This window comes from Aeromonas sp. XH, assembly GCF_033348475.1.
Taxonomy (GTDB): Bacteria; Pseudomonadota; Gammaproteobacteria; order Enterobacterales; family Aeromonadaceae; genus Aeromonas; species Aeromonas sanarellii.
This window is the reverse complement of the sequence record NZ_CP137630.1, coordinates 595,505-619,208: the sequence shown is the minus strand read 5'-3', so window position 1 is coordinate 619,208 and position 23,704 is coordinate 595,505. Positions and strand designations below refer to the sequence as shown.

Below are 23,704 nucleotides of genomic sequence, written 5' to 3'. Positions count from 1 at the left end.
GCGACAAAATGGCCTTGCCACGCCGACCAATTTCGCCAATATAGGCAGACCAATTTCATTCCGATGGAGCCCCTCATGACAGTGCTGCCCACGCTCTTCGCCAGCCAGGCACAGGGCGAGCTGCCGCTCCACGAACAGCGGGTGCGCACCCTGCGGGAGGCGATGTCCGGATGGAGGGGTCACCTGCCCCAGCACGGAGGAGGCCAGCCATGACAGTTCTGCCGACTCTCTTTGCCAATCAACCGCACGGCGAACTGCCGCTCCACGAACAGCTGGTGCGCACTCTTAGGGAAGCGATTCTGGCGGGCCACCTGCCCCTGCACGGCCGGCTGCCCGCGAGCCGCACCCTGGCCCGGGATCTCGGCGTCTCCCGCAGCACGGTGGAGCTGGCCTATGGCCGGCTGGAGGCGGAAGGCTATCTGGTGCGCAAGGTGGGGGCCGGCAGCTTCGTCGCCCTGGCGGCGGTGCGCCCCGCGCCGCGCCCGGCCCAGTCTGCGGCGGGCCTCTCCCGCCGTGGCCAGGAGATGGCCGACGGGGGGGCCTGCCACGACGTGCCCGAGGTGGGCCGCTCCTTTGCCTCCAGCCAGCCGGATCCCCGGCTCTTCCCCCAGGCGCTCTGGGGCCGACTGATGCAGCAGCAGTGGCGCGAGCGCGCCTGTGACTGGATGAATTACGGGGATCCGCGAGGGTTGCCCGCCCTTCGCACCGCCATCAGCAGCTACCTGGTGCAGTCCCGCGGCGTGGTGTGCGAGCCGGATCAGATCCTGATCCTCACCAGCTCCCAGCAGGGCATACTGCTGGCGACCCAGCTGCTCATCGACGCCGGCGACACCGTCTGGGTGGAGGACCCCGGCTATCCGGGGGCCCGCACCGCCATGGAGAGCGCCGGGGCCCGCATCCATCCGGTGCCGGTGGACGAGGAGGGTCTGCAACCGGCGGGGGCTCACCCCAGGCCCAGACTCATCTACTGCACCCCGGCCCACCAGTACCCCCTCGGCGTGCCCATGAGCCTGAGCCGCCGCATGGCGCTGCTGCGGGAGGCCGAGCGCCACGGCGCCTGGATCCTGGAAGACGACTACGACGGGGAGTACCAGTACGATAAGCGACCGCTTCCCGCCCTGCAGGGGCTGGACGGCCAGGGGCGGGTGCTCTATGTGGGCACCTTCAGCAAGGTGCTGTTCGGCTCGCTGCGCCTCGCCTATCTGGTGCTGCCACGCCCCTTGATGGAGGCCTTCAGCCGGGCCCGGGCCGCGGTCGACGGCCACAGCAACCAGTTCCAGCAGGCGGTCACGGCGGATTTCATCCGGGGCGGGCACTTCGCCACCCACCTGCGCCAGAGCCGCCTCGTCTACCAGAGCCGGCGGGACCTGCTGCTGGCGGAGCTGGCCGAGCACTGTCCCGCCCTCACCCCCATCCACAGCGGTGCCGGCCTGCAGTGCGCCGTGCAGTTGCCCCCTGGCGGCGAGGCGCGCTGGACAGAGATCGCCAACGCCAGGGGGCTGGGGCTGCGCCCCCTGCACCAGTTTCACCTCGCCGCCCCCGAGAGGGAGGGCTGGCTGCTCGGCTTCGCCAGCCTCGACAACCAGACCCTGCGCCAACTATGTCGCCATCTGGGTCAGCTCATGCGCTCCGTCTGACCTGACCCCCAACAGGTCAGAGGTGCCAGGGCCCGATAGCGCTGGGTCCACGGGAGAGGCCGCACTATACTGGGCGCAACGACGCTGCAGAACCCGGCCCAGATGCACCGACTCCTCTTCCTCCTCCTCGCGCTCACCCTCCCGTCCTCCCCGATGGCGGCCACCCGATACACGCTGATCGGCCCGGAAAGCAGTGAGGACGCCCGCATGGACTACTACCGTGCGGCGATGCAGCTGGCGCTGGAGAAGACCCGCCCCGAATACGGTGACTACGAACTGCTCGACTCAGTCAGGATGAACAAGGCGAGGATGCGGCTCGAGGTGCAGAAACCGGGCAGGAGCGCACTCTTCATCGTCGACAGCTGGCCCCAGGAGCGGCCGCATCCCGAGGTCAGCCTGCTCCCCTTCCCCATCGATCTCGGCATTCTCAGCTACCGGGTCTGCTTCGTCGGCCCGGAGAGCGCGCGGGCGCTGGCCGGCGTCCGCTCCCTGAGCCAGTTGCAGGGGTTCAGTCAGGGGGTGGGCAAGGGGTGGCGTGATGCGGACATCCTGCGTCACAACGGCTTCAGGGTGCATGAGGTGGACAACTACGAGTCGCTGTTTCGCCTGGTGGCCCGCGGCCGGGTCGACCTCTTCTGCCGCGGCGCCAACGAGATACTGACGGAGTGGGAGCGTCACCACCCCGCCCTGCCCGAGCTGGCCGTCGACCGCCATCTGACCCTCTTCTACCCGCTGATCCACGCCTTCTACAGCCATGCGACCTACGGCAAGGAGCGAGAGCGCCTGTGGCTCGGCCTGCAACTGGCCTGGGAGGACGGTTCCCTCAAGCGGCTCTGGCGCCAGCACTTCCAGCCCTCCCTGGCCTTCACCCGGCTGGCGTCACGGCAGATGTTCAGGCTGACCAACCCCCTGCTGCCCGGCACCGGGGTCGACTACAAGGCCTACCTCTATGATCCGGCCCGGGACGACTTTGGCATCGGCCATCATGACGCCCCCGCTCGGGGCGTCCGGCAGGACTAACCCCCGCCCTCTTCGCGGCACAGGGCCAGCCAGGCCTCGGCGGTGCGGGAGAGGTAGCGATCGCTCGGCCAGATCACCCCGAGCCGCCAGCTCAGCTCCGGTACCAGGGGTCTTTGCACCAGGCCGTCCGGCGTCAACCGCCGGCAGATGGGCTCGGGCAGGAAGGCGACCCCCATGCCGCTGCGCACCATGGCGGTGAGAAAGTCCCACTGGCTGCTGCGGGCCGCCACCAGGGGCACGAATCCCGCCTGCTCGCAGGCCTGCTCCAGCCGCTCGCTCAGGGTGAAGGCCCGGGTGTAGAGCAGGAAGGGCTCGTCCCGCAGCGCCTCCAGCCGGATCTCCCGGCTCGCGCGCCAGCGGGGCAGGTCCGGCAGCACCACCTGGATGGGGTAGCTGTCCAGATCCAGGGCGCAGAGGGCGCCCCCCTCCCTGGTCGGCAGCATGGTGATGGCGAGATCCAGCTCCCCCTCCAGCACCGCCTGCTCGATGCGCCGGCCGCCATACTCGACGATGGAGAGCTCCACGTTTGGATAGCGGCTGCGATAGGCGCGGATGAGATCCGCATAGACGTGACCCACCATGGGGGGAATGCCGAGGGCGAGGCGCCCGTGCTGCAGGCTCTGCAGATCCGCCAGCTCCGCCTCCAACTGCTGCATCTCGGCCAGTATGGTCTGGGCCCGGTTGAACAACACCTGGCCGCTGTCGGTCAGGGTAAAGCGGCGACCCATCCGGCTCAGCAGGGGCTGGCCCAGCTCCTCCTCCATGTTGCGGATCATCTTGCTGATGGTGGGCTGGGTGACGAACAGCTTCTCGGAGGCACGGGTGAAGCTCTGCTCCCGCACCAGTTCGACGAAGTAACGCAGAGCTCGGATATCCATGGTGCTCTCTTGACGGGAATGGCTGGAGCAATCATGCCTCTTTGGCATGAATTTGATAATTTAAATTCATTTTTTGCAGGTTTTGGCCCTCTCTATACTGTGACCAGGTTCACAGAAAGACGCTCGCCATGAAAACCCTCTGCCTTCGCTGGTTGCAAACCCCCTTCCAAATCGCCCTGCTGGCGGCCATCTGGTTGCTGGCCGACATCGCGGTGCGCACCTTGCACCTGCCGCTGCCCGCCAACCTCACCGGCATGTTGCTGCTGCTGGTCTGCATCCTGCTCGGGGTGGTCAAGGCCCAGTGGTTCAGTGCCGGGGCCCGCTGGCTGCTGGCGGAGATGCTGCTGTTCTTCGTGCCCGCCGTGGTGGCCGTGGTCAACTATCAGGAGCTGCTGCTGCAGGAGGGGTGGCGCATCATGGTGGTGCTGGTCGTCAGCACGGTGCTGGTGCTCGGCACCACGGCCCTGGTGGTGGACAGGGTCTATCGCCTCGAACTGAGACTGGCCCGCCGGAGTCGCCGCCATGTCTGACACCCTGCTCGGCCTGCTCTGCTTCGCCCTCACCCTGCTGTTCTACTACGCCAGCAAGTGGCTCTATGGCAGGAAGCGCATCCTGCCCCTGATGCCCCTGCTGCTGGCCCCGACCCTGCTGGTGGCCGTGGTGATGCTGTTCCACATCCCCTACCGGGACTACATGGCCGAGTCCCGCTGGCTGCTCTGGCTGCTGGGCCCGGCCACCGTCGCCTTCGCGGTGCCCGTCTACGAGAACCGCCGGCTGATGCGCCGCCACTGGCTCTCCCTGTCGGTGGGGGTCGTGGCCTCGGTGGTGATGGCGGTGGGCAGCACGGTGCTGCTGGCCCGCTGGCTCAACCTCTCCGAGCTGTTGCAGCGCAGCATGGCCATGAGATCCATCACCACCCCCTTCGCGGTGGAGGCGACCCGTGCCGTGGGCGGCAACGCCGATCTCACCGCCCTGTTCGTGGTGCTGACCGGGGTGATCGGCATGGCGGTGGGGGAGAGCGTGCTCACCGTGCTCGCCATCCGCAGCCGCCTTGGCAAGGGGGCGGGCTTCGGCGCCTCGGCCCACGGCGCCGGCACCGCCAAGGCTTATCAGATGGGCAACGAGGAGGGGGTGGTCTCCAGCATGGTGATGATGATCGCCGGCATGGCCACCGTGCTGCTCGCCCCCCTGCTGGGGCGGCTGTTCTGGTAACCCCGCCACCCGATAGCAGAAGAGGCGCCCAGGGGCGCCTCTTCTCATTGCGTCGTGTCATGCAGCCTCAGAGGCTGGCGCAGATCTGCCAGAGATCGTACTGAATGGCCGCCGCAGTCACCTCGCGACCCGCCCCCGGCCCCTGGATGACCAGGGGGTTGGTGCGATAGCTGTCGCTCTCGATGGCGAACACGTTGTCGCAGGGCAAGAGGTTCGCGAACGGGTGGTGGGGCTCCAGCGCCTCCAGCCCGACGCGGGCCTTGCCGTCGTGCTCGAAGCGGGCGACGTAGCGCAGCACCTTGCCGACCCGGCGCGCCCCCTCGAAGGCGGTCAGGATGGGATCATCCAGCTCCTTGAGCCTGTCCATGAACTGATCCGCACTCACCTTGCGCAGGGCCACCGGCACCAGGTTCTCCAGCTCGATGTCGGCGGAGTCGAGCTCGAAGCCCGCCTCCCGCGCCAGGATGAGCAGCTTGCGGCGCACATCCTGACCGGAGAGATCCTCCCGGGGATCCGGCTCGGTCAGGCCGTGCTGCCAGGCCTCGTCCACCAGCTCGGAGAAGGGGCGAGTGCCGTCATACTGCTGGAACAGCCAGGAGAGGGTACCGGAGAAGATGCCGGAGACCCCCTGGATGCGATCGCCGCTCTGACGCAACATCTGGATGCTGGACTGGATGGGCAGGCCGGCCCCCACGGTGGCGTTGTAGCGCCACTGCACCTGGTGGTCGCGGCAAGTCTGCTTGATGCGCTGGTAGAACTCGCTGTCGGCGGCGCCGGCAAACTTGTTGGCGGCGATGATGTGGATGCCGAGCTGGGCGAAGTCCGGGTAGTAGCGGCTCACCGTCTCGCTGGCGGTGAGATCCAGCGCAATCAGGGCGTCGAAGCCGTGCTGCTCCAGCTGGGACAAGAGCTCCGGCCAGATCAGCGGTTTGGGGGCGAAGTTGTCCTGCACCTTGAGCGGGTCCAGCCCCTCTTCGTCCAGCAACCCCCCTTCCGAGCTGAACACCCCGTAGAGGGTGAGCGCCAGATTGAGCTCGTGCTCGAGGCGCGCCTTCTCGCGGGCGTAGAGCCCCAGCCAGTGACCGCCGATGTTGCCCTTGCCGAACACCACCAGTCCGACCCGGGTGGGACGGCTGAACAGGGCGCTGTGCAGGGCGATGAGCAGCGGCTCCAGCACGATCTGGCGCAGCACGGCCACCAGGCTCAGGCCATCCTTGGCCACCTGGACGAACTCCAGGGGCTGATCCGCCAGCAGCTGGTAGAAGCGGTGGCACTGTTCGGCGTTGTCGGTGACGCCGGCTCCCACCAGGGCCACCAGGCTGAACCCCTCCTTCTGGATGAGGCCGGTGAAGTTGCCCTGCAACTGGAAGTCCCGCAGCACCTCGAAGGCTCCCTCCGCCACTTCGAGGGTGTAGGCGAGGCGCAGCACCCGGCGATCCGGCTGGCGCTGCAGGGTGAGCGGATGGAGGCGGTGGCGGGCCAGATGGGCCTCGATGGCCGCCACCGTCTGATCGAAATGGGTCTGCGGCAGCACCTTGAGCTCGATGAGGGCGATCTGATCCACCGAGGAGACGATGCGGGCGCCGCCGGAGCGTGGAGCCCGGCGCAGGATGTGGGTGCAGCCCTCATCCGGGTTGTAGCTGCAGCGCAGGGTGAGGCGCTGGCGGCTGTCGGCCACCGGCTGCAGGGTGCGGGAATGGAGCACCGAGGAGCCGAGCCGCGCCAGCTCGTTGGCTTCAGCCAGGCTCAGCCGCTCCAGCAGGCGAGCCTCCTTCACCCGGCGCGGGTCGGCACTGTAGACCCCGGCCACGTCGCTCCAGATGGTGGTGGACTCGCCGTCCGCCAGCGCCGCCAGCAGGCTGGCGCTGTAGTCGGAGCCGTTGCGCCCGAGCAGCAGGGAGCGCCCCTCCATGTCGGCGGCGATGAAGCCGGTCACGACTATGCGGCCGGGATGCTCCGCCAGCCGCGCCTTGAGCAGCTCGCTGGAGAGGGCGGTATCCACCTTGACCAGAGCGCCGTCCTCGGCGCGCAGGAAGCTGCGGGCATCGAGCCAGGCGGCCAGCTCCCCCCGGCTGGTGAGCAGGGCGGCCAAGAGGCGCGCCGACCACACCTCGCCAAAGGCGAGCAGGCCGTTGCGCTCGAAGCGGTCGAACTGCCCCTCCAGGGTCTTGGCGATGAGCTGCATGTCATCCGCCAGCTGCTGGCTGAGAGAGAGCAGCAGCTCCCCCTCCAGCAGGCCGTCGATCAGGCTCTGCTGGTAGGCGTGCAGGGCCGTGATGGCTTCCCCTGCGGCCTCGTCCCCCGCCTCGGCCAGCTCCACCAGCTGGATCAGCCGGTTGGTGGTCTTGCCGGCGGCGGAGACCACCACCAGCTCATGACCACCCGCCTGCTGCTCTATGATGGCGGCGACCCGGCGATAGCAGACCGGATCCGCCAGGCTGCTGCCGCCGAACTTGTGCACATGGCGCCGCTTGAAGACTGCCTCTGTCGCCACCACACACTCTCCTTGTTGTTGTTCCATTACTTCACCTGTTCTGCCTGTTGTGCCAACTGCGCCTGTTCAAAGCCCTGGGCCAGATCGGCCACCAGATCCTCACCGTGTTCGATGCCGACCGAGAGGCGCAGCAACTGGGCGCTGATGCCCGCCGCCTGCTGGGCCGCCGGGGTCATGGCCCTGTGGGTCATGCTGGCCGGGTGGGCCACCAGGCTCTCCACCCCGCCGAGGGACTCCGCCACCGAGAAGAGGCGCAACGCCGCGAGGAAGGCGCGCAGCCCCGCCTCGTTGCAATCGAGCTCAAAACTTAGCATGGCGCCGAAACCGGACTGTTGACGGCGCGCAATCTCGTGGCCCGGATGGCTCGGCAGGCTGGGGTGATAGATGCGCTTGACCAGGGGCTGCTGCTGCAGGAAGGCGAGGATGCGGTCCGTGTTCTCCTGATGGGTGCGCAGGCGCGGGGCCAGGGTGCGCAACCCGCGCAGGGTGAGGTAGGAGTCAAAGGCGCCGGAGGTAAGCCCCAGGCAGTTGGCCCACCACACCAGGGAGTCGGCCAGCGCGGGCTCCTTCGCGATCGCCACGCCCCCCACCACGTCGGAATGGCCGTTGATGTACTTGGTGGTGGAGTGGACCACCACGTCGGCGCCGAGGGCCAGGGGCTGTTGCAGCAAGGGGGAGAGGAAGGTGTTGTCCACCACCACCTGGGCGCCCGCCGCGTGGGAGGCCTCGGCGATGGCGGCGATGTCCACCACCCGCAGCAGCGGGTTGGAGGGGGTCTCCACCCACACCAGTGCGGGCTTCTGCGAGAGCGCGGCGGCCAGCGCCGCCTCGTCCCCCTGATCCACGAACTGCACCTGGTAGTGGCCCTTGGCCGCCAGATACTCGAACAAGCGCCAGGTACCGCCGTAGCAGTCGTGGGGGGCGATCAGCAGATCCCCCGCCTTGAGCAGGGCCGTGGTCACCAGGTGAACGGCCCCCATGCCGGTGCCGGTCACCACGGCGCCGGCGCCCCCTTCCAGCGCCGCCAGGGCGTCCGCCAGATTGGTGCGGGTCGGGTTGCCGGAGCGGGCATAGTCGTATTGACGAGGCTCGCCAAAGTCGGCAAAGGTGTAGTTGCTGGAGAGGTAGATGGGGGGCACCACGGCACCGTGCTGCTGGTCTGTCTCAATCCCGGTGCGTACCGCCAGGGTGGCCTTGTGGGTCATGTCACTCTCCTTGATGGGTTGCCGGAGCCGGGCCGTCTCGTCACGCCCCCGGCCCGCTCTCATTTTCGCTGGCCGGACTGCCGGCCCATGGTGCTCCACACTACGCCAGCTTAAAAAAGCCGTCAACACTTCTAGACGTCTAAATGGCTTTGCCGTTGGATTGCCATTGAGATCCTTAAGGGTTAAAATCCGCGCTCACGGCCAAACGACTACAGGTGGAACATGGGTACAGAGTGGAACGGCGACTACGTCAGCCCCTATGCAGAGCACGGCAAGAAGAGCGAACAGGTCAAGAAGATAACCGTCTCGATCCCGCTCAAGGTGCTGAAGGTGTTGACCGATGAGCGCACCCGTCGCCAGGTGAACAACCTGCGTCATGCGACCAACAGCGAGCTGCTCTGCGAAGCCTTCCTGCACGCCTTCACCGGCCAGCCGCTGCCCTGCGACGACGATCTGCGCAAGGATCACCCGGACAGCGTCCCCGCCGAGGCCCGCGCCATCATGGAAGCACTGGGCAAGGAAATCGAAGACTTCGACGCCGAGTGATCCGGCTGCCCATGGCAAACGATGCTTTCCCTTCGATGACGCGGCCCGGTGCCGCGTCATGCTTATCTGCCGCCTCCCCTTTCAGCCTGCGTCACTACCAGAGCGACATGCAGAGCCACAGCCACGACCATGCCCAGCTGGTGATCCCCCTGGACGGCCCCCTCGAGATCGAGGTGCAGGGCCAGGGGCGCCGCCTCGCCCCGGGTTTTGCCTGCATCATCGCCCCCGGCCTTCGCCACGACTACGCCGCCGACCCGGTGCACGCGTTTCTGGTGCAGGAGAGCCACTGGCTGCCGGAGGCCCTGGGGGATCACCCCTTCGTCGAGCTGGATGACGCCCAGCGCCACTACCTCGCCTTCCTGCACCGCATGGTGGCCGAGGGGCGCCACGTAACCGGCATGGATCAGGTGTGGCTCGGGCTGCTGACCGAGGGACGCGACCTGGGCCCCGCCGTCGCCCCCCGCATCGCCCCTCGTATCGCCAAGGTGCAGCGCCATATGGAAGCCCACCTCGCAGACCCCCTCACCAACGAGCGGCTCGCCGCCATCGCCTGCCTCGGCCAGAGCCAGTTCAAGCACGCCTTTCGCCAGCAGGTGGGCATGAGCGTCTCCCACTACCTCAGGACGCGGCGCATGGCGCTGGCCCGCACCCTGCTGACCCAGACCGCCCTGCCCATAGGCGAGGTGGCCAGCCGCTGCGGCTACCAGAATCAGGGGGCCTTTGCCGAGCGCTTCCTGGCCGAGACCGGACTGACCCCTTCCCTCTGGCGCCAGCAAAACGGCCGCCTGCCGTAACCGGTCGGCTCTTTGCCGAAGACAATCCCCGGGCATTCGAGGCATGCTGAGGCTCATGCAAGGTATGGGCAACGAGGAGCCAAGATGCAGACCATAAACTGGCAGGATTTCGAGATGGTGGAGCTCAGGGTGGGCACCTTGGTGCGGGTCGAACCCTTCCCAGAGGCGCGCCGCCCCGCCTACAAGGTGTGGGCGGATTTCGGCCCCGAGCTTGGGGTGCGTAAGAGCAGCGCCCAGATCACCGACCTCTATCGGCCACAGGATCTGGTGGGGCGCCAGATCGTCGCCGTGGTGAACTTTCCCCCCAAGCAGATAGGCCCCATCCAGTCGGAGTTTCTGCTGACCGGCTTCTACCGGCCGGACGGCGCCGTGGTGATCGCCATCCCCGAACAGGCGGTGGAGAACGGCGCCAAGCTGGGGTGAGACGACGGCAAGGCAACCAGAGAGCAGAGGCAAGAGAGGCGACCCCGGGGTCGCCTCTCTTCCTTGATGCTGACTGGCACGCTTATTTCAGCAGGCTGAACAGCAGGGCAGAGACCGCCAGGGCGCCGGTCAGCAGGATGAAACCGTTGACCCAACGGTGACGGAAGCGGGCCAGCGCCTCCACCCTGTAGATGGCCACCACCGGCATGATGAAGAGGATCATGGCGATGACGGGGCCGGAGAGGGTCTCCATCAGCCCCAGAATGCCCGGGTTGATGACGGCGGCGCCCCAGATGGCGAAGAACATCAGGGCGATGCCGAGCTTGTCCGCCCTGGCCAGCGACAGGCCGGTGGGCTTGGCGATCAGGCTTTTCAGGCTCTCGCGGGCGCCGAGGAAGTGGCCGAGGAAGGAGGAGCTGATGGCGATAAAGGCGATGAGCGGCCCCAGGGTCACGATCACCGGGTTGTCGGTGATGTTGGCGAGATAGGAGAGCACCGAGACGTTCTGGGCCTTGGCCTCGGCCAGCTGGGCCGGGGAGAGGCTCAGCACGCAGGAGAAGACGAAGAACAGCACGAAGCCCACCAGCATGACGGTGGTGTTGCGCAGGATCAGGCCGCTCTTGGCCTCCGCCTGCTCGCCGTATTCCCGGCGCTGCACGTTGGCAAAGCCCGAGATGGCGGCGGCATGGCTGAAGGCGAAGACGGTGACCGGCAGCGCCAGCCAGACGGTGTTGAAGAAGCCCGTTCCTTCAAAGGCGGTCATTTCCGGCCACTGCCACTGGGGAATGAGGTAGTAGGAGAGGGCCAGCAGGATCGCCGCCAGCGGGTAGACCATGACGGCGAAGGCCCGCAGCATCGCCTTCTCGCCGGCCAGCATCACGGCGATCATGGCGAACACCAGCACGCCGGAGAGCATCACCCGATCCGGGGAGGCCATACCGAGCTGATTGACCATGAAGCTCTCCACCGTGTTGGTCAGCCCGACGCCGTAGATGAGCAGGATCGGGAAGATGGAGAGGAAATAGAGCGCCGAGATGAGGCGCCCGGCCATCTTGCCGAAGTGCTCCTCGGCCACCTCGGTGAAGTCGGCCTGGGGGCGCGACGACGAGAGCACGAAGCGCGCCAGCCCGCGGTGGGCCAGGAAGGTCATGGGGCCAGCCAGCACGGCGACGATGACGAGGGGCCAGATCCCCCCCAGACCCAGGTTGATGGGCAGGAACAGGATGCCGGCGCCGACGGCGGTGCCGAACAGGCTGATGACCCAGTGGGTATCGTGGCGACGCCAGCCGGTGCTGGCCATGGTGGAGGGGGAACCGGACAGCTCCCGCGAGACCTCTGCAGATAAACTCATCGATAAATCACTTTTATGTAGTATTAAAACCTAAAAACATTGTGCTCCTTTAGCATTTAATTCTCAAAAATGGAGTCTGGCAGATCTCACTGGCAAAGCCCTGATCCACCAGTGAGATTGGGAGGGAATTCCAACCCGGATTATTCAATTAATCCCGACATTAACTAAAAATAAAGAATATAAAACCAAAATTAAAACCAGTGTCGATTTTTTATTTTGATGAAGTGTATGTTTTCAGAATTAACTGAAACTTATGCCAGTGCAGCCAGATTGGATGTGATGATCCACTGCCGTTATCGCCATCACTAGCGAATCTTCCTGAAATCCCCATGACCATCCAGTGGATCACGCCAATGCAATCAGGCGACCCTGTGGTCGCCTGATTGCATTCCCAACGAGATTGTCGACCCGTCAGTGGGCCAGAATGCGTCCCCAGGCGAGATCCGGGTCCCCCATCACGATGAAGTCCGGGTTCTCCAGCGACTCCGTCTCGTTGTAGCTCAGCGGTTGCAGCGCCAGGCTGAGGATGCGGCCCCCCGCCGCCTCCACGATGCACTGGGCGGCGGCGGTGTCCCACTCCCCGGTGGGGCCCAGGCGCACGTAGCAATCCGCCACACCTTCCGCCACCAGGCAGGACTTGAGGGAGCTGGAGCCGAGCGGGATCAGCTCGTAGTGAATGGCCGGGTTGAGGCGGCGGGTCAGGGTCTCCAGCTTCTGGCGGCGGCTGATGGCCACCACCAGGGAGTCGGGCTGATCGTGTTCATGGTGCATGGCGCTGATGGGGCGCACCTCGCCATTCGCCTCCTTGAAGGCGCCGTGGCCGCGCACCGCCCAGTAGAGCAGGTCCGACTCGGGGGCATAGATGACCCCGAGCACGGGCACATTGTCCCGTACCAGGGCGATCAGGGTGGCGAAGTCACCGCTGCCGGCGATGAACTCGCCGGTGCCGTCGAGGGGATCCACCAGCCAGTACTGGCGCCAGTTCGCACGCTGGCTGAAGGGGATGTCAGCCGCCTCTTCGGTCAGCACGGGCACATGGGGAGTGAGCGCCGACAACGCCTGTTTGAGGTAGGCGTCGGCGGCAAGATCGGCACTGGTGACCGGGGTCGCATCCTCCTTCAACTGGCGCTCGAACTGACCGCCACGGTAGATCTCGTGAAGGATCCGCCCCGCTTCGCGGGCGATCGCCTTGACCTCAGGTATCCAGGCCAACAACTCCTGCATGGTGCTTCCCTCTATCTCTGATTGCCTAACCGCCCTGAACGGGCTAATCCTGCTGCTCCGCCAGCCAACGTTGGGCCAGCAGCAGGGCACTGATGCTGCGCGACTCGCTGAAGTCGGGTCGCGCCAGCAATTCGTCGATCCGGTTGAGGGGCCAGGGGATCACCTCCAGGGGCTCGGGCTCGTCGCCGACCCGCTGCTCGGGGTAGAGATCCCACGCCAGCAGGATGTCCATCCGGCTGGAAAAATACCCCGGCGCCAGCGACACCTGCTTGAGCAGGGTCAGGCTGCTCGCCCCGAAGCCCGCCTCCTCCATCAGCTCCCGGTTGCCCGCCTCGATGGCGCTCTCCCCCGGATCGATCAGCCCCTTGGGAAAGCCCAGCTCGTAGGAGTGGGTGCCCGCCGCGTACTCGCGCACCAGCAGCAGGGTATGGGCATCGAACAGGGGCACAACCATGACGGCCCCCCGGTTGCCGCCGCGCATCCGTTCGTAGACCCGCTCCTCGCCGTTGGAGAATTTCAGGTGGAGGGACTCCACCTTGAACAAGCGGCTCTCGGCCACGATCTCGGCCTTGAGGATCTCGGGCTTGCTCTTGTCGTGCGCCATGGTCTCGGCACTGAGGTGCACGGGGTTGCGCTTGTGGGGATCGCTCATCGGGGCTGACTGCTCGTTAAAAATCGTGTTTCAAGAGTAAACGACTCCCCGGGTGAACACCACGGGGCAAGGGCGGGAAAGATGCCCGAAAAATCCGTTATAATGCCCCCCCGTTTTTCCCCTCCCCCACAGACATCGCGAGGCCCCATGTCGACTCCCCTGCCCTGGCACCAGATAGATACCGTTTTGCTCGATATGGATGGCACCCTGATCGACCTGCATTTTGACACCCACCTCTGGCAGACCCTGGTGCCGGAACGCTACGCCGAGCGGCTCGGCCTGCCGCTGGCCGAGGCCAGGGCGCAGATCGAGGCGCACTATCACGCGGTCAGCGGCACCCTCGACTGGTACTGCGTCGATTACTGGACACGGACCCTGGGGCTCGACATCCGCGCCCTCAAGCAGGAGATCCTGGCGAAGATCCAGTGGCGGCCCCACGTCCTCCCCTTCCTGGCCGCACTGCGGGTGGCGGGCAAGCGGCTGGTGCTCTTCACCAATGCCCATCCCGCCAGCCTGTCGGTCAAGGATGCGCACCTCGGCCTCGCCGAGCACCTCGATCTCATGGTGAGCACCCACGATCTCGGCTGGTCCAAGGAGAGCCAGCACTGCTGGCAGGCACTCGCCGAACGGCTGGCCTTCGACCCGCCCCGCACCCTGTTCGTGGATGACAGCGAGCGGATCCTGCGCGCCGCCGCCGACTACGGCATCGGCTACCAGCTCGCCATCCAGAACCCGGACAGTTGCCAGCCCGAGCAGCGCATCACCGCCTTCCCCGCGATCCGCGACTACGCCGAGTTATTGCCGCTGACCGTGTGAGGCCAAGGCTCACCGCCTTCCCCGTTATGCTCCGCAACTACGCCGGATAGCTACCGCCGACCCAGCGGGCAAACAAAAGGGCTGCCAGGGCAGCCCTTGTCGATCCCGGGTCGACTCAGCCCCGCCACGCCACCAGCCGATACTGCTTCTTGCCCCGGCGCAGCAGCAGGTAGCGGCCGAACAGCCGCTCCTCCACCCCCAACCGCTCATCCTGGCAGATCTCGCCGTTGACGCTGACGGCCCCCGCCGCCAGCAGCTCCCGGGCGATGCGCCTGGAATTCGCCAGACCGCTCTCCACCAGCAGGGTCACCAGATCCCTCTCCCCCGCGATGTGACTGCAAGGCAGGCCATCCTGCGCCAGCTGGGCGAGATCGCTTTCCCCAAGGCGTGCTACCTCGCCCCTGAACAGCAATTCGCGGATGCGCCGCACCGCCGCCAGCGCCCCCTTGCCGTGTACCAGCTCGGTCAACTCGTCCGCCAGCACCTGCTGGGCCAGCTTGCGCCCCTGCCGCTTGGCATCCTCCGCCTCCAGCGCGGCGATCTCGGCCAGCGGCATAAAGCTGTAGTAGCGCAGGAAGCGGTAGACATCCTCGTCCGCGGTGCCGAGCCAGAACTGGTAGAAGGCGTAGGAGGAGGTGAGCGCCGGGTCCAGCCAGATTGCGCCCCCCTCGGTCTTGCCGAACTTGGTGCCGTCCGCCTTGGTGATGAGCGGCAGCGTCATGCCATAGACCTGCGCCTGATGGAGCCGGCGGGTGAGATCCATGCCGCTGGTGATGTTGCCCCACTGGTCGTTGCCGCCGATCTGCAGGGTGCAGCCGAGGCGCTGGTTGAGCACGGCGAAGTCCTGGGATTGCAGCAGGGCGTAGGAGAATTCGGTAAAGGAGATGCCCTGATCCGGGCGGGCGAGGCGCTGGCGCACCGATTCCCGGGCCAGCATGGCGTTGACCGAGAAGTGCTTGCCGATGTCCCGCAGAAAGTCGAGGGCCGACATCTGCCCCATCCAGTCGGCGTTGTTCACCAGCCGCGGCGCCGCCAGCCCTTCGCTCGCCGGCAGCAGCGCTCTTATCTGGGCCGACAGGCTGGTCACCCAGCCCTGCACCGTCTCGGTGCTGTTGAGGTTGCGCTCGGTCGCCTTGAAGCTGGGATCGCCGATAAGGCCGGTGGCGCCCCCCACCAGCGCCACCGGGGTGTGACCCGCCAGCTGAAAGCGGCGCAGCATCAGGAGCGGCACCAGATGGCCGATGTGCAGGCTGCCGGCGGTGGGATCGAACCCGCAGTAGACGGTGCGCGGGGTGGTGAGATGATCGGCCAGCGCCGCCGGGTCGGAATTCTGGGCCACCAGGCCGCGTCGGGTGAGCTCGTCGAGCAGATGGGGATTGATCATGGAAGACTCCAACAGCAGGGGAAAAGCCCACATATTCGCCGCTCTGGCCTGCACCGAATATGTCCCCTGGGGGACAGTTTTGTCACTCCCGTGCTAGCATCCGGCCATAGTGGGTAGCCAGCCCAGCCACCCGGAGCCCATCGCCATGCCCCTGTCTCCTGCCACGGATACCCTGACCCCAAGCCTGACCGCCGCCGTCGATGCCCTGCACGGCAGCGGCTTCCCGGCGGCCCTGGTGCACCTCATCCAGCAGCAGGTGGCATTCGACTGCGCCCTGCTGCTTGGGGTGGGGCTGCGCCCCGTCTACCTCTACGACAACCTGCACCACCAGCGAGCCCTGCTGTTCGACCGCTACCTCACCCGCCACTTCAGCCGGGATCCCTTTATGCAAGCACTGGAGCAGGGGCTGGGTGCCGGGGTCTGGACCCTGGCACAAGTATCGCGGGGGCGGCTGGACCCCGAGTATCGCCACCACTTCTACCAGGCCACCGGCTGGCAGGAGGAGGTGGGGCTGATCCTGCCGGTGCGCGCCGGCTTGACCCTGATGCTGTTTCTGGGGCGGCTCGACAAGCGCAGTTCCCTCGGCCGGGACGAGCTGGCCCGGCTGGAGGCGTTGTTTCCGCTGGTGCACTCCCTGTGCCGCCAGCATTGGCGAGAGGAGACGCCGCGGCTGGCGCTGAGCCCGTCCCTGCCGGGTGGCGTCGACCTCAAGGAGACGGTGGCGCAGGCCATCGCCAGTCTGGGGAGCGAGAGCCTCACCCGGCGGGAGCGCCAGGTGGCGGGCCTGCTGCTGCAGGGGCTGGACACCGAGGCCATTGCCGCCGAGCTCGGCATTGGCAGCGGTACGGTAAAGAATCACCGCAAGCACCTCTACGCCAAGCTGCACCTGCGCTCCCGGGCCGAACTGTTCCACTTCTTTCTCAACCACCTGATCACGGTGCCAAGCGGCACGGCCCCATAACGACACCACCCCGCCAGGGCGGGGTGGTGTTCATAGTGCCAAAACAACCGTCACAGCCGTCAGATGCGACCCTGATAGCGCAGCGGGAAACGCCCCTGACCATCGGGCTGGCCGAGGAAGGGGAGTCCCTGCTTCATCTGGTCCGGCAGATCGGGCCCGGGTTTGAGGGTGCCCTGGAACAGGTACTGGCGATTGGCCTGCAGCTCCAGCTTGCCCAGCACCTGCACCGCCTCCGAGCCCTGCTTGATCTCGGCCACCAGCCGGGAGTCGAGGCAGGTCAGCTTGATCTCGGGATCCCCCAGCGCCAGCTTGCCCGCCGGAGTGTCCGCCTGCGCCTCATACCAGTGGAGGTCGCCGTAGAGGTTGTCGCACCAGGGATTACCCTGGGCAAACTGATCGATCTTGAGCTGCAGCTGGCCCCCCGCCGTCAGGGGGAAGGGCGGCCTCATCGGCACCCGCCCCAACACCCAGGAGGCCGGCGCATTCAGGGTAATGTCGCGGCCGAAGGCGGTGCCGCTCCAGCCGACCACCCCCTGACCGTTGAGGCCGCCACGCTCGCCAAAGCGGACCGAGACCTCGGGCGCCAGGCGCAGCAGAGACCAGCCGTTCAGCTCCCAGCGCACCTGGGTCAGCGACTCGCTTGCGTATTGCAGACGGGCGACCTGACCGCTCCAGAGGGTGCCGCTCACCCCCTCCAGCCGCACCAGGTTAGGGGGGAGTGGCAGGTGGTGCACCACCAGGGATGCGGGCAACTGGGCCAGCAGGAAACCGAGATAGGCCAGCAGGAAGAGGCTGGCGATCACTATTTTTCGCTTCATTGGGAACGACTCAACTGCAAACGTCTGACCTTGACCAGCCCGGGCGCCAGCCCCTCGCGGGCCACCTCGATGATCTGCACCTGGACGCCGTACTGATCGGAGAGGGTCGCGAGCCAGATCAGCAGATCGTCGAACGGCACAGTGTCTATCCACACCTGCAGCTCCTGCCCCTGGGGCTGCAGCCGGGCAATCTTGATCTTCTGGTTGAAAGCGGTGCGGTTCACTACCCCGTCCAGAGTGCCGCTGGTATCGATCTGGCGGCCCTGGCCACCCTGCATCGCCAGCACCTCCTGTCCTTTCTCCTTGAGCCAGGCCAGGGTCTGCTGCTGGTTCACCACCTGCCGCTCCCGCTCGGCGATGCGGCTGGCCACGGGCTGCCAAATGGCCCAATAGAAGAGGCCGATGAGCAGCACGCTGCCCCCCACCGCCACCAGCCGCTGCTCGCGGCCGCTGATGCCGCGCCACCAGCCTTGCAGTTTGTCCATCATGACGATCTCCCCTTGAGCACCAGCGCCCCTTCGACCTTGCCTTCGGTGCTTCGCACCTCACCCTGCTGCACCTCGAAGCGCTTGCCCGCCAGCTCGCGGAAACGCTCGATCTCGGTGAAGCCGGGGGCCGTCACCTGCAACCTCAGCTCGCCCCGGGCTGCATCGAAGCGCAGCACCTCGGGCTTGAGGCCGGGCACCTCGGCAAACACCGGGGCCAGCTCGGTCAGGAGCAACAGGACGCCGTCCTGGGGAGCCTGCCCCAGGGACTTGAGGTGCTGGGTCATCTGGCTGCGCACGTTGACGATGCGGCTCTCCCCCGGGAAGATCCGGGTGTAGACCTGCCGGATCTCCGCCTTGAGGGCCTTGTCCTGCTCCGCCAGCTGATAGAGGTGCACGCCGCGCTGGGCCAGGGCCACCAGCAGCAGCCCCCCCGCCAGCAGGGCCACCTTGCGCCACTGCAACCAGTAGCGGGCGTATTCGGTCTGGGGACGATAGGCCCCCTGCAGCAGGTTGGCCTGACAGGCGAGCGCCCCTTTCGCCAGCAGCAGCATGGGCAGTTCGGGATCGGCCGCCTGCCAGTTGCCGGCCGCCATGGCGGGGATGGGGGTATGACTGTGGAGGGTGACGGGCTCGGGCTGGGCCGCCAGCAGCATGGCCAGCAGGGACTCCTCCGCCACTATGCCCTGACGGGGCCCCTGGCGAACCAGCCACTCCTCACCCAGTTGCAGGGCGGACCAGCCATCGTCGGCCAGCGGCAGCGCCAACACGTCCGGCAGCAGCTGCAGGGTCTTGAGCCCCGCCTGCTGCAACCAGTCGAGCCAGGTCTGCATCTTCGCCCTGTCTACCGCCATCAGATCCACGTCCTGACCCTGATGGCCCAGCACCACCAGGTGCAGCTCGTCCACGTCGGAGGCGATCTGCTCCTCCAGCAGATAGGGCAGGGCCGCCGCACTCTGGCGGCTGTATTTGCCCGGCAGGCTGACCCGCCGGAAGATAAGATCGCTGCCGGGCACCAGGGTCACCACGGGGCGACCGCCGGCACGCTCCTGCAGCTCGCCGAGGGCATGGGCCGAGGCCAGGGTGCCGGAGGCGATGATCTCCTGCTCCTGCGTCGACCACACCAGCCAGTGCACCGGCTGCTGTGCATGGGTCCCCAGACGGATGACCAGACTCTCGCTCACAAATCATTCTCCTGCCATGCCCGCCGGCATAAGGTCGCCGGGCGGGGTCGCAGCCTTGGGCTGCAATCTGGATAAGGGGCGGGACGGACGGGTCTGTCCCGTCCTCTCCCTGTCATTCGGCGCCGCCGCTCAGGCGGCGCAGCATCACCAGCTTGTTGTCCTTGCCACGCTGGAAGACGGTCTCGAGCCTGGCCCGGGTCTCCCCCACCTCCGCCAGCAGATGGGCCTCGAAGAAGCTGCTCTTGATGTCCAGGGCCCCGTCGAGCCCGGTGATGGCACCCGGCTGGACCTGGAACTGCTCCGTCATCTCCTGCTTGTTCTTCCACCCCTTCCTGGGCCTGTTGGTCAGCACCTGTCTGGCATCGTCGAGGGATATCCTGCCCTGGTAGAGCCCCACCAGCAGGGCCGCCTGCTCCGGCTTGATGGTGTTGATGTTCACCACCAGCTTGTCGTTGGGCAGGGCGCACACATAGGGGGCGAGCCTCGCGTAGAGCGCACCGCTCACCCCGCGCACGGCCCGCAATTCGTCCGTACCCAGCATCCGCTGGTTCGCCACCAGATAGGGGGGATTGAGCCCCTCGTAGTAGGCATCCTCGGCCCCGTTGCTCGAGACCAGCTGGGTATCCTTGTCGGTCCAGTCCCGGATGGCGTCCGTCAACTGCACCGCCTCGTACTCGTCAACCTCGAGCTGGGCCAGCAGGGCGCGGAACGCCTTGAACTGGTAGGGCTGGGACTCGAGATCGTCGCCGTTCTCCCCATCCCTGAGGGGCACGCTCAGGCTGTTGAGGTTGAAGCAGGATTGCAGATCCCGCACCCGGCCGGACAGGGTGCCATCCTCCACCGGGAAGACCCCGTCCTCCCGCGCCCAGTGCTGTCCCAGGCTCACCCGGTCCGGATCATCCTTGTAGTCCTGGTTCAGCGCCTTGATCACCAGCGCCTCCGCCGACATGGCATACCACCAGGCCTGCTTGCCCAGGGTGAGGTTGGCGGTACGCCGCAATTCCAGCTGCAACCTGCCGCTCATGTTGCTGGCGACGATCACCATCACCGACAGGATGAGCAGCACCACCAGCAGAGCCATGCCCCCCTGCCTGGCGGGGCCTGTCATTGGTCTAACCGCCATTCTCGGCCCTCTGGCCACCGGCCCCTATCAGGAACTGGCGACGTATGATGCCGTAATCCTCCAGCTCCAGCTCCACCGCCAGCCCGTAGGGCAGCAGGTCGCGCTGGGTCCACTCCTCCTTCCACTGCCCCCTGTCGTAGAAGTAGAGCCGCAGCGCCGTCACCCCGGTCAGCACGGGCTGGATGCGCGGCTCGGTCCCGATGGCCGGATCCGGATAGAGGTAGCTCAGCCGCTCCAGGGTCTGCCCCTTGAGCCGCCAGCCCACCCGTTGCAGTCCGGAACGCGGCAGCATGCCATCCGGATTGAGCCAGCCACCGCGAGTGAAGGCCATGCCCCAGTCGTCGCTCTGCTGGCCGAAGCGCGATGCCGCCAGCAGCACCTTGTTGTTCTCGCCGTCGATGCGACCGCTGCGCGGCACCATCTGGGTGACGTCCCGCTCCAGCAGGCTGAAGGCGAGTTGCAATTCGGAGAGGCGGGCCTCCTTGCGCTTGGCCACCTCGTCGCTGGTCAGCACCCCTTGCAGCACCTGATAGGCTCCCAGGCTCAGAGTGGCGAAGATGGCGATGGCCACCAGCATCTCCAGCAGGGTAAAGCCACTGTGGTAGGAAGGGCGGGTGTTGCTCATCGGCTGAGATAGGTCCGGATCATGGCCACCGGGCTCTCTGCCTTGGGCGCGGTGCGCACTTCCATGTCCAGCGCCCTGAAGTTGCTGTCCGCCGTGGCGACACCGCGATAGCGCCAGTACCAGGTCTGTCCGGCCATCTCCTCGTCCCCTTCCACCCAGCTGTCTCCCGGCCACTTGCCCTCGAGCCTCTGCTGCACCAGCTGATTCTCCACCACCCAGGTCGCCAGGGTCTTCTGCTCCAGATAATTGAGGCCGGAGAGGTGCTCGCTGGCGGTCTTCATCACCGCCAGCCCGGCGATGGCGAACACCGCCAGGGCCACCATGACCTCCAGCAGCGTCATGCCGCGCCCCCTGCCGGGGCCACCCGCCAGAGAGGTGCGGCAAACCCGAACGCCGCCTGTGTGCCTGGTGCCCCTCACTCTTCTTCCTCTTCATCCTGCAACAGGGAGAGGCGACCGAACTCGTCCCCCCTGACGGTGCGCAGGTACTCCAGGTCCTCGTCCTGCTGGCTCAGGGTCAGCACGAAGGGGGTGAGCTCCCCCCCCGGGAAGACGAAGATCTGGGGCGTGCGCTCCTCTTCGGCACGGCCCTGTTCCTGGCGCTCGTCCGACTCGGTACGCCAGTTGAAGCCTTCCAGCTCCACCGCCAGGGTCATCCCCTCCGGCAGCTGCACCGGCCCCAGCAGCTTGTCCCCAGTCAGCGCCTGCCACTTGCGATCCTTGGCCGCGCGGGACATGAACTGCCAGCCGTTCTCCTCGACCCTCAGCCCCAGCAGCCGGCCATCCATCACCGAATACTCCTGCGCCTGCTGCAGGGTCGCCATGAAGCGGCGCGCCTGCTTGTCCAGTTCCCGATCCCCCCTGGCGCCCCCCATGCTGAGGGTGACGGCAGTGGCCACCAGCCCCATCAGCATGGCCACCAGCAGAACTTCCAGCAGGGTAAAACCGGCATGGCGACTATGCTTCATGGCGCCAGCCCCAACTGCATGGCGGTAGCCTCGAGCCGTCCCATCAACATGGCGACCAGCAACACCTCCAGCAGGGTGAAGCCGGACTGGCGACGGGCAGAGGAGGCCACCTTCATTCAGGCAGCTCCGGGGTGACGGGGTGAGCGCGACGCGGCGGGATCACTTATTGGAAATCCTTCAGGTTCCAGTTGCCGATGTCGTCATCGGTCCCGGCTTCCCCGTCCATCCCCATGCTGAAGATGTCGATCTTGCCGAACTGGCCCGGGCTCAGCAGCTGGTACTGGTTGCCCCAGGGGTCCTGCGGCAGGCGCTTGATGTAGCCCCCGTCCCGGTAGCTGCGCGGCTCGGGAGATGCGGTCGGCTTGTTGACCAGGGCATCCAGACCCTGCTCCGTGGTCGGGTAGCGGTTGTTGTCCAGCTTGTACATGTCCAGGGCGTTTTCCAGCGCCACTATGTCGGAGACGGCTTTCTGCTGATCCGCCTTCTCCTTGTTGCCCATCAGGTTGGGGACCACCAGGCTGGCCAGGATCCCGAGGATCACGATGACCACCATGACTTCCAGCAGGGTAAAACCGCGATGACGACTGTGCATTACTACTTACTCCCTAACGAATGAGATGGCGCGGGCCATCAGAAAGTGATCCATGGGTTCGACGGCCAGCCGGCCCTCGAACGCCTAAGCCTCATAAATTCACCATGTTGTTGAGCTCCAGGATCGGCTGCAGTATCGACATCACGATAAAGAGCACCACCCCGGCCATGGAGACCACCAGCATGGGTTCGAACACCCCGAGTGCTATGTTCACCTGGGTCTCGAACTCCCTGTCCTGGTTGTCCGCCGCCCGCTCCAGCATGCTGTCGAGCTCGCCGCTCTGCTCGCCTGAGGCGATCATGTGCAGCATCATGGGCGGAAAAATTCTGGTTTCATCCAGCGCCTTGCGCAGGCTGGTCCCCTCCCGCACCCGCTCGGTGGCCTCACCGATACGCATGCGGGCGTAGTCGTTGGAGAGCACCTCCCCCGAGATCTTCATCCCTTCCAGCAGGGGCACGGCACTGGCGTTGAGGATGCTCAGGGTGCGGGCGAAGCGGGCTGTGTTGAGCCCCCGGCTGACCCGGCCTATCACCGGCAGGCGCAGGATGACCTGATGCCAGTGACGGCGACGCTTGTCGTCGGTCAGCCACCAGCGCCAGACCAGAGCAGCGAGGCCGAGCAGCAGCAGGAACCAGAGGCCGTAGTGCTGCAGCAGCTCGCTGGTGCCGATGAGGAAGCGGGTGGTGCCCGGCAGTTGCTGGCCCATGTGCTCGAACTGGGCCACCACCTTGGGTACCACGGCGGTGAGCAGTATGGAGATGACGCCGATCGCCACCAGGGTGAGGACTATGGGATAGATCATCGCCTGCAGCAGCTTGGTGCGCATGTGCTGGCGCTGCTCCGTGTAGTCGGCGAGCCGGTTCAGCACCTTCTCCAGGTGACCGGACTTCTCGCCGGCCGCCACCATGGAGCGGAACAGCTGGTCGAACACGTGAGGGAAGGCCCCGAGCGAATCGGCAAGGGAATAGCCCTCCACCACCTTGCTGCGCACCGTGGCCACCAGGCTGCGCAGGTGGGCCTTCTCGCACTGCTCGGCGACGGCCTTGAGCGCCTCCTCTATGGTGAGCCCGGCCCCCACCAGGGTCGCCAGCTGGCGGGTGATGAGGGCCAGCTCGGCGGTGCTGGCGCCGCGGCGCAACAGCACGAAGCGGTTCGCCTCGCGCTTCGCCTTTTCTGTGGTCTCGTTCACCTCGAGAGGCGTCAAGCCCTGTTCGCGCAGCAGCTGGCGCACCTGGCGGGCGGAGTCCCCCTCCATCACCCCGGATTTCTGCCTGCCCCTGGGGTCGAGGGCCTTGTATTCGAACGCCGCCATC

27 protein-coding genes are annotated in these 23,704 nt (G+C 66.4%); 10 read left to right on the top strand and 17 right to left on the bottom strand.

Annotation, left to right across the window (positions count from 1 at the left end):
- Window positions 1–75: 75 nt before the first annotated feature.
- From R2B70_RS02965 to R2B70_RS02955, 3 genes are all read left to right on the top strand, one after another.
- Entirely contained in the window at window positions 76–213 is a 138-nt protein-coding gene (locus R2B70_RS02965; protein ID WP_318162597.1) for a hypothetical protein, read from the top strand.
- Entirely contained in the window at window positions 210–1,637 is a 1,428-nt protein-coding gene (locus R2B70_RS02960; RefSeq protein ID WP_318162596.1) for a PLP-dependent aminotransferase family protein, read from the top strand. Before R2B70_RS02965 ends, R2B70_RS02960 begins: the two co-directional genes overlap by 4 nt.
- Before the next feature lie 153 nt (window positions 1,638–1,790).
- The gene (locus R2B70_RS02955; RefSeq protein WP_318162595.1) at window positions 1,791–2,657 is read left to right on the top strand and encodes a hypothetical protein; all 867 of its coding nucleotides are present in this window, start codon (window positions 1,791–1,793) and stop codon (window positions 2,655–2,657) included.
- On the opposite strand, the gene R2B70_RS02950 is transcribed toward R2B70_RS02955, so the two are convergent.
- Window positions 2,654–3,535: a LysR family transcriptional regulator gene (locus R2B70_RS02950; RefSeq protein ID WP_318162594.1), complete on the bottom strand. Its 882-nt coding sequence runs from the start codon at window positions 3,533–3,535 to the stop codon at window positions 2,654–2,656. The two genes, R2B70_RS02955 and R2B70_RS02950, sit on opposite strands and share 4 nt — an antisense overlap.
- Before the next feature lie 128 nt (window positions 3,536–3,663).
- Here R2B70_RS02950 and R2B70_RS02945 point away from each other — a divergent pair, with 128 nt between their 5' ends.
- On the top strand, window positions 3,664–4,065 hold the full coding sequence (locus R2B70_RS02945) for a CidA/LrgA family protein (RefSeq protein WP_223924182.1): 402 nt from the start codon (window positions 3,664–3,666) through the stop codon (window positions 4,063–4,065).
- The gene (locus R2B70_RS02940; RefSeq protein WP_223924184.1) at window positions 4,058–4,747 is read left to right on the top strand and encodes an LrgB family protein; all 690 of its coding nucleotides are present in this window, start codon (window positions 4,058–4,060) and stop codon (window positions 4,745–4,747) included. The genes R2B70_RS02945 and R2B70_RS02940 overlap by 8 nt, the downstream gene beginning before the upstream one ends.
- 67 nt (window positions 4,748–4,814) lie before the next feature.
- Here the strand turns inward: R2B70_RS02940 and R2B70_RS02935 are convergent, their stop codons facing one another.
- Both R2B70_RS02935 and metB read right to left on the bottom strand, forming a co-directional pair.
- Window positions 4,815–7,268, bottom strand: a complete 2,454-nt coding sequence (locus tag R2B70_RS02935; RefSeq protein WP_318162593.1) for a bifunctional aspartate kinase/homoserine dehydrogenase II — start codon at window positions 7,266–7,268, stop codon at window positions 4,815–4,817.
- Entirely contained in the window at window positions 7,268–8,446 is a 1,179-nt protein-coding gene (gene metB / locus R2B70_RS02930) for a cystathionine gamma-synthase (RefSeq protein ID WP_318162592.1), read from the bottom strand. Before metB ends, R2B70_RS02935 begins: the two co-directional genes overlap by 1 nt.
- A gap of 222 nt (window positions 8,447–8,668) precedes the next feature.
- Between metB and metJ the strand changes: the two genes are divergently transcribed.
- The 3 genes from metJ (at window position 8,669) to R2B70_RS02915 (ending at window position 10,209) form a co-directional block, all read left to right on the top strand.
- The gene (metJ, locus tag R2B70_RS02925; RefSeq protein WP_005327165.1) at window positions 8,669–8,992 is read left to right on the top strand and encodes a met regulon transcriptional regulator MetJ; all 324 of its coding nucleotides are present in this window, start codon (window positions 8,669–8,671) and stop codon (window positions 8,990–8,992) included.
- A 35-nt stretch (window positions 8,993–9,027) separates the two neighbouring features.
- The gene (locus R2B70_RS02920) at window positions 9,028–9,786 is read left to right on the top strand and encodes an AraC family transcriptional regulator (RefSeq protein ID WP_318162591.1); all 759 of its coding nucleotides are present in this window, start codon (window positions 9,028–9,030) and stop codon (window positions 9,784–9,786) included.
- Between the two features lie 84 nt (window positions 9,787–9,870).
- On the top strand, window positions 9,871–10,209 hold the full coding sequence (locus tag R2B70_RS02915; protein ID WP_201933046.1) for a tRNA-binding protein: 339 nt from the start codon (window positions 9,871–9,873) through the stop codon (window positions 10,207–10,209).
- Between the two features lie 82 nt (window positions 10,210–10,291).
- Here the strand turns inward: R2B70_RS02915 and R2B70_RS02910 are convergent, their stop codons facing one another.
- The 3 genes from R2B70_RS02910 to nudE form a co-directional block, all read right to left on the bottom strand.
- On the bottom strand, window positions 10,292–11,560 hold the full coding sequence (locus R2B70_RS02910) for an aromatic amino acid transport family protein (RefSeq protein ID WP_318162590.1): 1,269 nt from the start codon (window positions 11,558–11,560) through the stop codon (window positions 10,292–10,294).
- Between the two features lie 411 nt (window positions 11,561–11,971).
- The gene (cysQ, locus tag R2B70_RS02905; RefSeq protein ID WP_161646607.1) at window positions 11,972–12,784 is read right to left on the bottom strand and encodes a 3'(2'),5'-bisphosphate nucleotidase CysQ; all 813 of its coding nucleotides are present in this window, start codon (window positions 12,782–12,784) and stop codon (window positions 11,972–11,974) included.
- Window positions 12,785–12,827: 43 nt separating this feature from the next.
- Window positions 12,828–13,436 (bottom strand): ADP compounds hydrolase NudE, encoded by a 609-nt coding sequence (gene nudE, locus R2B70_RS02900; protein ID WP_161646606.1) that lies wholly within the window; start codon window positions 13,434–13,436, stop codon window positions 12,828–12,830.
- A 147-nt stretch (window positions 13,437–13,583) separates the two neighbouring features.
- Here nudE and yrfG point away from each other — a divergent pair, with 147 nt between their 5' ends.
- Window positions 13,584–14,252 carry a GMP/IMP nucleotidase gene (gene yrfG / locus R2B70_RS02895; RefSeq protein ID WP_318162589.1) on the top strand — a complete coding sequence of 223 codons (669 nt, stop codon included), beginning with the start codon at window positions 13,584–13,586 and terminating at the stop codon, window positions 14,250–14,252.
- A gap of 115 nt (window positions 14,253–14,367) precedes the next feature.
- Here the strand turns inward: yrfG and tyrS are convergent, their stop codons facing one another.
- Window positions 14,368–15,636 carry a tyrosine--tRNA ligase gene (gene tyrS, locus R2B70_RS02890; protein WP_318162588.1) on the bottom strand — a complete coding sequence of 423 codons (1,269 nt, stop codon included), beginning with the start codon at window positions 15,634–15,636 and terminating at the stop codon, window positions 14,368–14,370.
- A 145-nt stretch (window positions 15,637–15,781) separates the two neighbouring features.
- On the opposite strand from tyrS, the gene R2B70_RS02885 reads away from it, so the two are divergent.
- Complete coding sequence (locus R2B70_RS02885; protein ID WP_412055156.1) at window positions 15,782–16,597, top strand: helix-turn-helix transcriptional regulator; 816 nt, start codon at window positions 15,782–15,784, stop codon at window positions 16,595–16,597.
- 59 nt (window positions 16,598–16,656) lie between these two features.
- On the opposite strand, the gene exeN is transcribed toward R2B70_RS02885, so the two are convergent.
- The 10 genes from exeN to exeF all read right to left on the bottom strand — a co-directional run bounded on the left by exeN (window position 16,657) and on the right by exeF (window position 23,703).
- Entirely contained in the window at window positions 16,657–17,415 is a 759-nt protein-coding gene (exeN, locus tag R2B70_RS02880) for a GspN family type II secretion system protein ExeN (protein ID WP_318162587.1), read from the bottom strand.
- Window positions 17,412–17,903, bottom strand: coding sequence for a GspM family type II secretion system protein ExeM (gene exeM / locus R2B70_RS02875; RefSeq protein WP_209794011.1), 492 nt, complete (start codon window positions 17,901–17,903; stop codon window positions 17,412–17,414). Before exeM ends, exeN begins: the two co-directional genes overlap by 4 nt.
- On the bottom strand, window positions 17,900–19,084 hold the full coding sequence (gene exeL / locus R2B70_RS02870; protein WP_318162586.1) for a GspL family type II secretion system protein ExeL: 1,185 nt from the start codon (window positions 19,082–19,084) through the stop codon (window positions 17,900–17,902). The genes exeM and exeL overlap by 4 nt, the downstream gene beginning before the upstream one ends.
- A gap of 112 nt (window positions 19,085–19,196) precedes the next feature.
- Entirely contained in the window at window positions 19,197–20,207 is a 1,011-nt protein-coding gene (gene exeK, locus R2B70_RS02865; protein ID WP_318162585.1) for a GspK family T2SS minor pseudopilin variant ExeK, read from the bottom strand.
- Window positions 20,197–20,832 (bottom strand): GspJ family T2SS minor pseudopilin variant ExeJ, encoded by a 636-nt coding sequence (gene exeJ / locus R2B70_RS02860; RefSeq protein WP_318162584.1) that lies wholly within the window; start codon window positions 20,830–20,832, stop codon window positions 20,197–20,199. The genes exeK and exeJ overlap by 11 nt, the downstream gene beginning before the upstream one ends.
- On the bottom strand, window positions 20,829–21,173 hold the full coding sequence (exeI, locus tag R2B70_RS02855; RefSeq protein WP_209794007.1) for a type II secretion system minor pseudopilin GspI: 345 nt from the start codon (window positions 21,171–21,173) through the stop codon (window positions 20,829–20,831). The genes exeJ and exeI overlap by 4 nt, the downstream gene beginning before the upstream one ends.
- A gap of 74 nt (window positions 21,174–21,247) precedes the next feature.
- Entirely contained in the window at window positions 21,248–21,799 is a 552-nt protein-coding gene (gene exeH / locus R2B70_RS02850) for a GspH family T2SS minor pseudopilin variant ExeH (RefSeq protein WP_042075900.1), read from the bottom strand.
- Window positions 21,796–21,915, bottom strand: coding sequence for a prepilin-type N-terminal cleavage/methylation domain-containing protein (locus tag R2B70_RS02845; protein ID WP_084202620.1), 120 nt, complete (start codon window positions 21,913–21,915; stop codon window positions 21,796–21,798). Before R2B70_RS02845 ends, exeH begins: the two co-directional genes overlap by 4 nt.
- 47 nt (window positions 21,916–21,962) lie before the next feature.
- Window positions 21,963–22,391, bottom strand: coding sequence for a GspG family T2SS major pseudopilin variant ExeG (exeG, locus tag R2B70_RS02840; protein WP_216991036.1), 429 nt, complete (start codon window positions 22,389–22,391; stop codon window positions 21,963–21,965).
- Between the two features lie 91 nt (window positions 22,392–22,482).
- Window positions 22,483–23,703: a GspF family T2SS innner membrane protein variant ExeF gene (gene exeF, locus R2B70_RS02835; RefSeq protein ID WP_042075903.1), complete on the bottom strand. Its 1,221-nt coding sequence runs from the start codon at window positions 23,701–23,703 to the stop codon at window positions 22,483–22,485.
- Window position 23,704: the final 1 nt, after the last annotated feature.

Coding starts and splice junctions, on each gene's coding strand:
- R2B70_RS02965 (WP_318162597.1), top strand. CDS start 76: ATGACAGTGCTGCCCACGCTCTTCGCCAGCCAGGCACAGGGCGAGCTG.
- R2B70_RS02960 (WP_318162596.1), top strand. CDS start 210: ATGACAGTTCTGCCGACTCTCTTTGCCAATCAACCGCACGGCGAACTG.
- R2B70_RS02955 (WP_318162595.1), top strand. CDS start 1,791: ATGGCGGCCACCCGATACACGCTGATCGGCCCGGAAAGCAGTGAGGAC.
- R2B70_RS02950 (WP_318162594.1), bottom strand. CDS start 3,535: ATGGATATCCGAGCTCTGCGTTACTTCGTCGAACTGGTGCGGGAGCAG.
- R2B70_RS02945 (WP_223924182.1), top strand. CDS start 3,664: ATGAAAACCCTCTGCCTTCGCTGGTTGCAAACCCCCTTCCAAATCGCC.
- R2B70_RS02940 (WP_223924184.1), top strand. CDS start 4,058: ATGTCTGACACCCTGCTCGGCCTGCTCTGCTTCGCCCTCACCCTGCTG.
- R2B70_RS02935 (WP_318162593.1), bottom strand. CDS start 7,268: ATGGAACAACAACAAGGAGAGTGTGTGGTGGCGACAGAGGCAGTCTTC.
- metB (WP_318162592.1), bottom strand. CDS start 8,446: ATGACCCACAAGGCCACCCTGGCGGTACGCACCGGGATTGAGACAGAC.
- metJ (WP_005327165.1), top strand. CDS start 8,669: ATGGGTACAGAGTGGAACGGCGACTACGTCAGCCCCTATGCAGAGCAC.
- R2B70_RS02920 (WP_318162591.1), top strand. CDS start 9,028: ATGACGCGGCCCGGTGCCGCGTCATGCTTATCTGCCGCCTCCCCTTTC.
- R2B70_RS02915 (WP_201933046.1), top strand. CDS start 9,871: ATGCAGACCATAAACTGGCAGGATTTCGAGATGGTGGAGCTCAGGGTG.
- R2B70_RS02910 (WP_318162590.1), bottom strand. CDS start 11,560: ATGAGTTTATCTGCAGAGGTCTCGCGGGAGCTGTCCGGTTCCCCCTCC.
- cysQ (WP_161646607.1), bottom strand. CDS start 12,784: ATGCAGGAGTTGTTGGCCTGGATACCTGAGGTCAAGGCGATCGCCCGC.
- nudE (WP_161646606.1), bottom strand. CDS start 13,436: ATGAGCGATCCCCACAAGCGCAACCCCGTGCACCTCAGTGCCGAGACC.
- yrfG (WP_318162589.1), top strand. CDS start 13,584: ATGTCGACTCCCCTGCCCTGGCACCAGATAGATACCGTTTTGCTCGAT.
- tyrS (WP_318162588.1), bottom strand. CDS start 15,636: ATGATCAATCCCCATCTGCTCGACGAGCTCACCCGACGCGGCCTGGTG.
- R2B70_RS02885 (WP_412055156.1), top strand. CDS start 15,782: ATGCCCCTGTCTCCTGCCACGGATACCCTGACCCCAAGCCTGACCGCC.
- exeN (WP_318162587.1), bottom strand. CDS start 17,415: ATGAAGCGAAAAATAGTGATCGCCAGCCTCTTCCTGCTGGCCTATCTC.
- exeM (WP_209794011.1), bottom strand. CDS start 17,903: ATGATGGACAAACTGCAAGGCTGGTGGCGCGGCATCAGCGGCCGCGAG.
- exeK (WP_318162585.1), bottom strand. CDS start 20,207: ATGGCGGTTAGACCAATGACAGGCCCCGCCAGGCAGGGGGGCATGGCT.
- exeJ (WP_318162584.1), bottom strand. CDS start 20,832: ATGAGCAACACCCGCCCTTCCTACCACAGTGGCTTTACCCTGCTGGAG.
- exeI (WP_209794007.1), bottom strand. CDS start 21,173: ATGACGCTGCTGGAGGTCATGGTGGCCCTGGCGGTGTTCGCCATCGCC.
- exeH (WP_042075900.1), bottom strand. CDS start 21,799: ATGAAGCATAGTCGCCATGCCGGTTTTACCCTGCTGGAAGTTCTGCTG.
- R2B70_RS02845 (WP_084202620.1), bottom strand. CDS start 21,915: ATGAAGGTGGCCTCCTCTGCCCGTCGCCAGTCCGGCTTCACCCTGCTG.
- exeG (WP_216991036.1), bottom strand. CDS start 22,391: ATGCACAGTCGTCATCGCGGTTTTACCCTGCTGGAAGTCATGGTGGTC.
- exeF (WP_042075903.1), bottom strand. CDS start 23,703: ATGGCGGCGTTCGAATACAAGGCCCTCGACCCCAGGGGCAGGCAGAAA.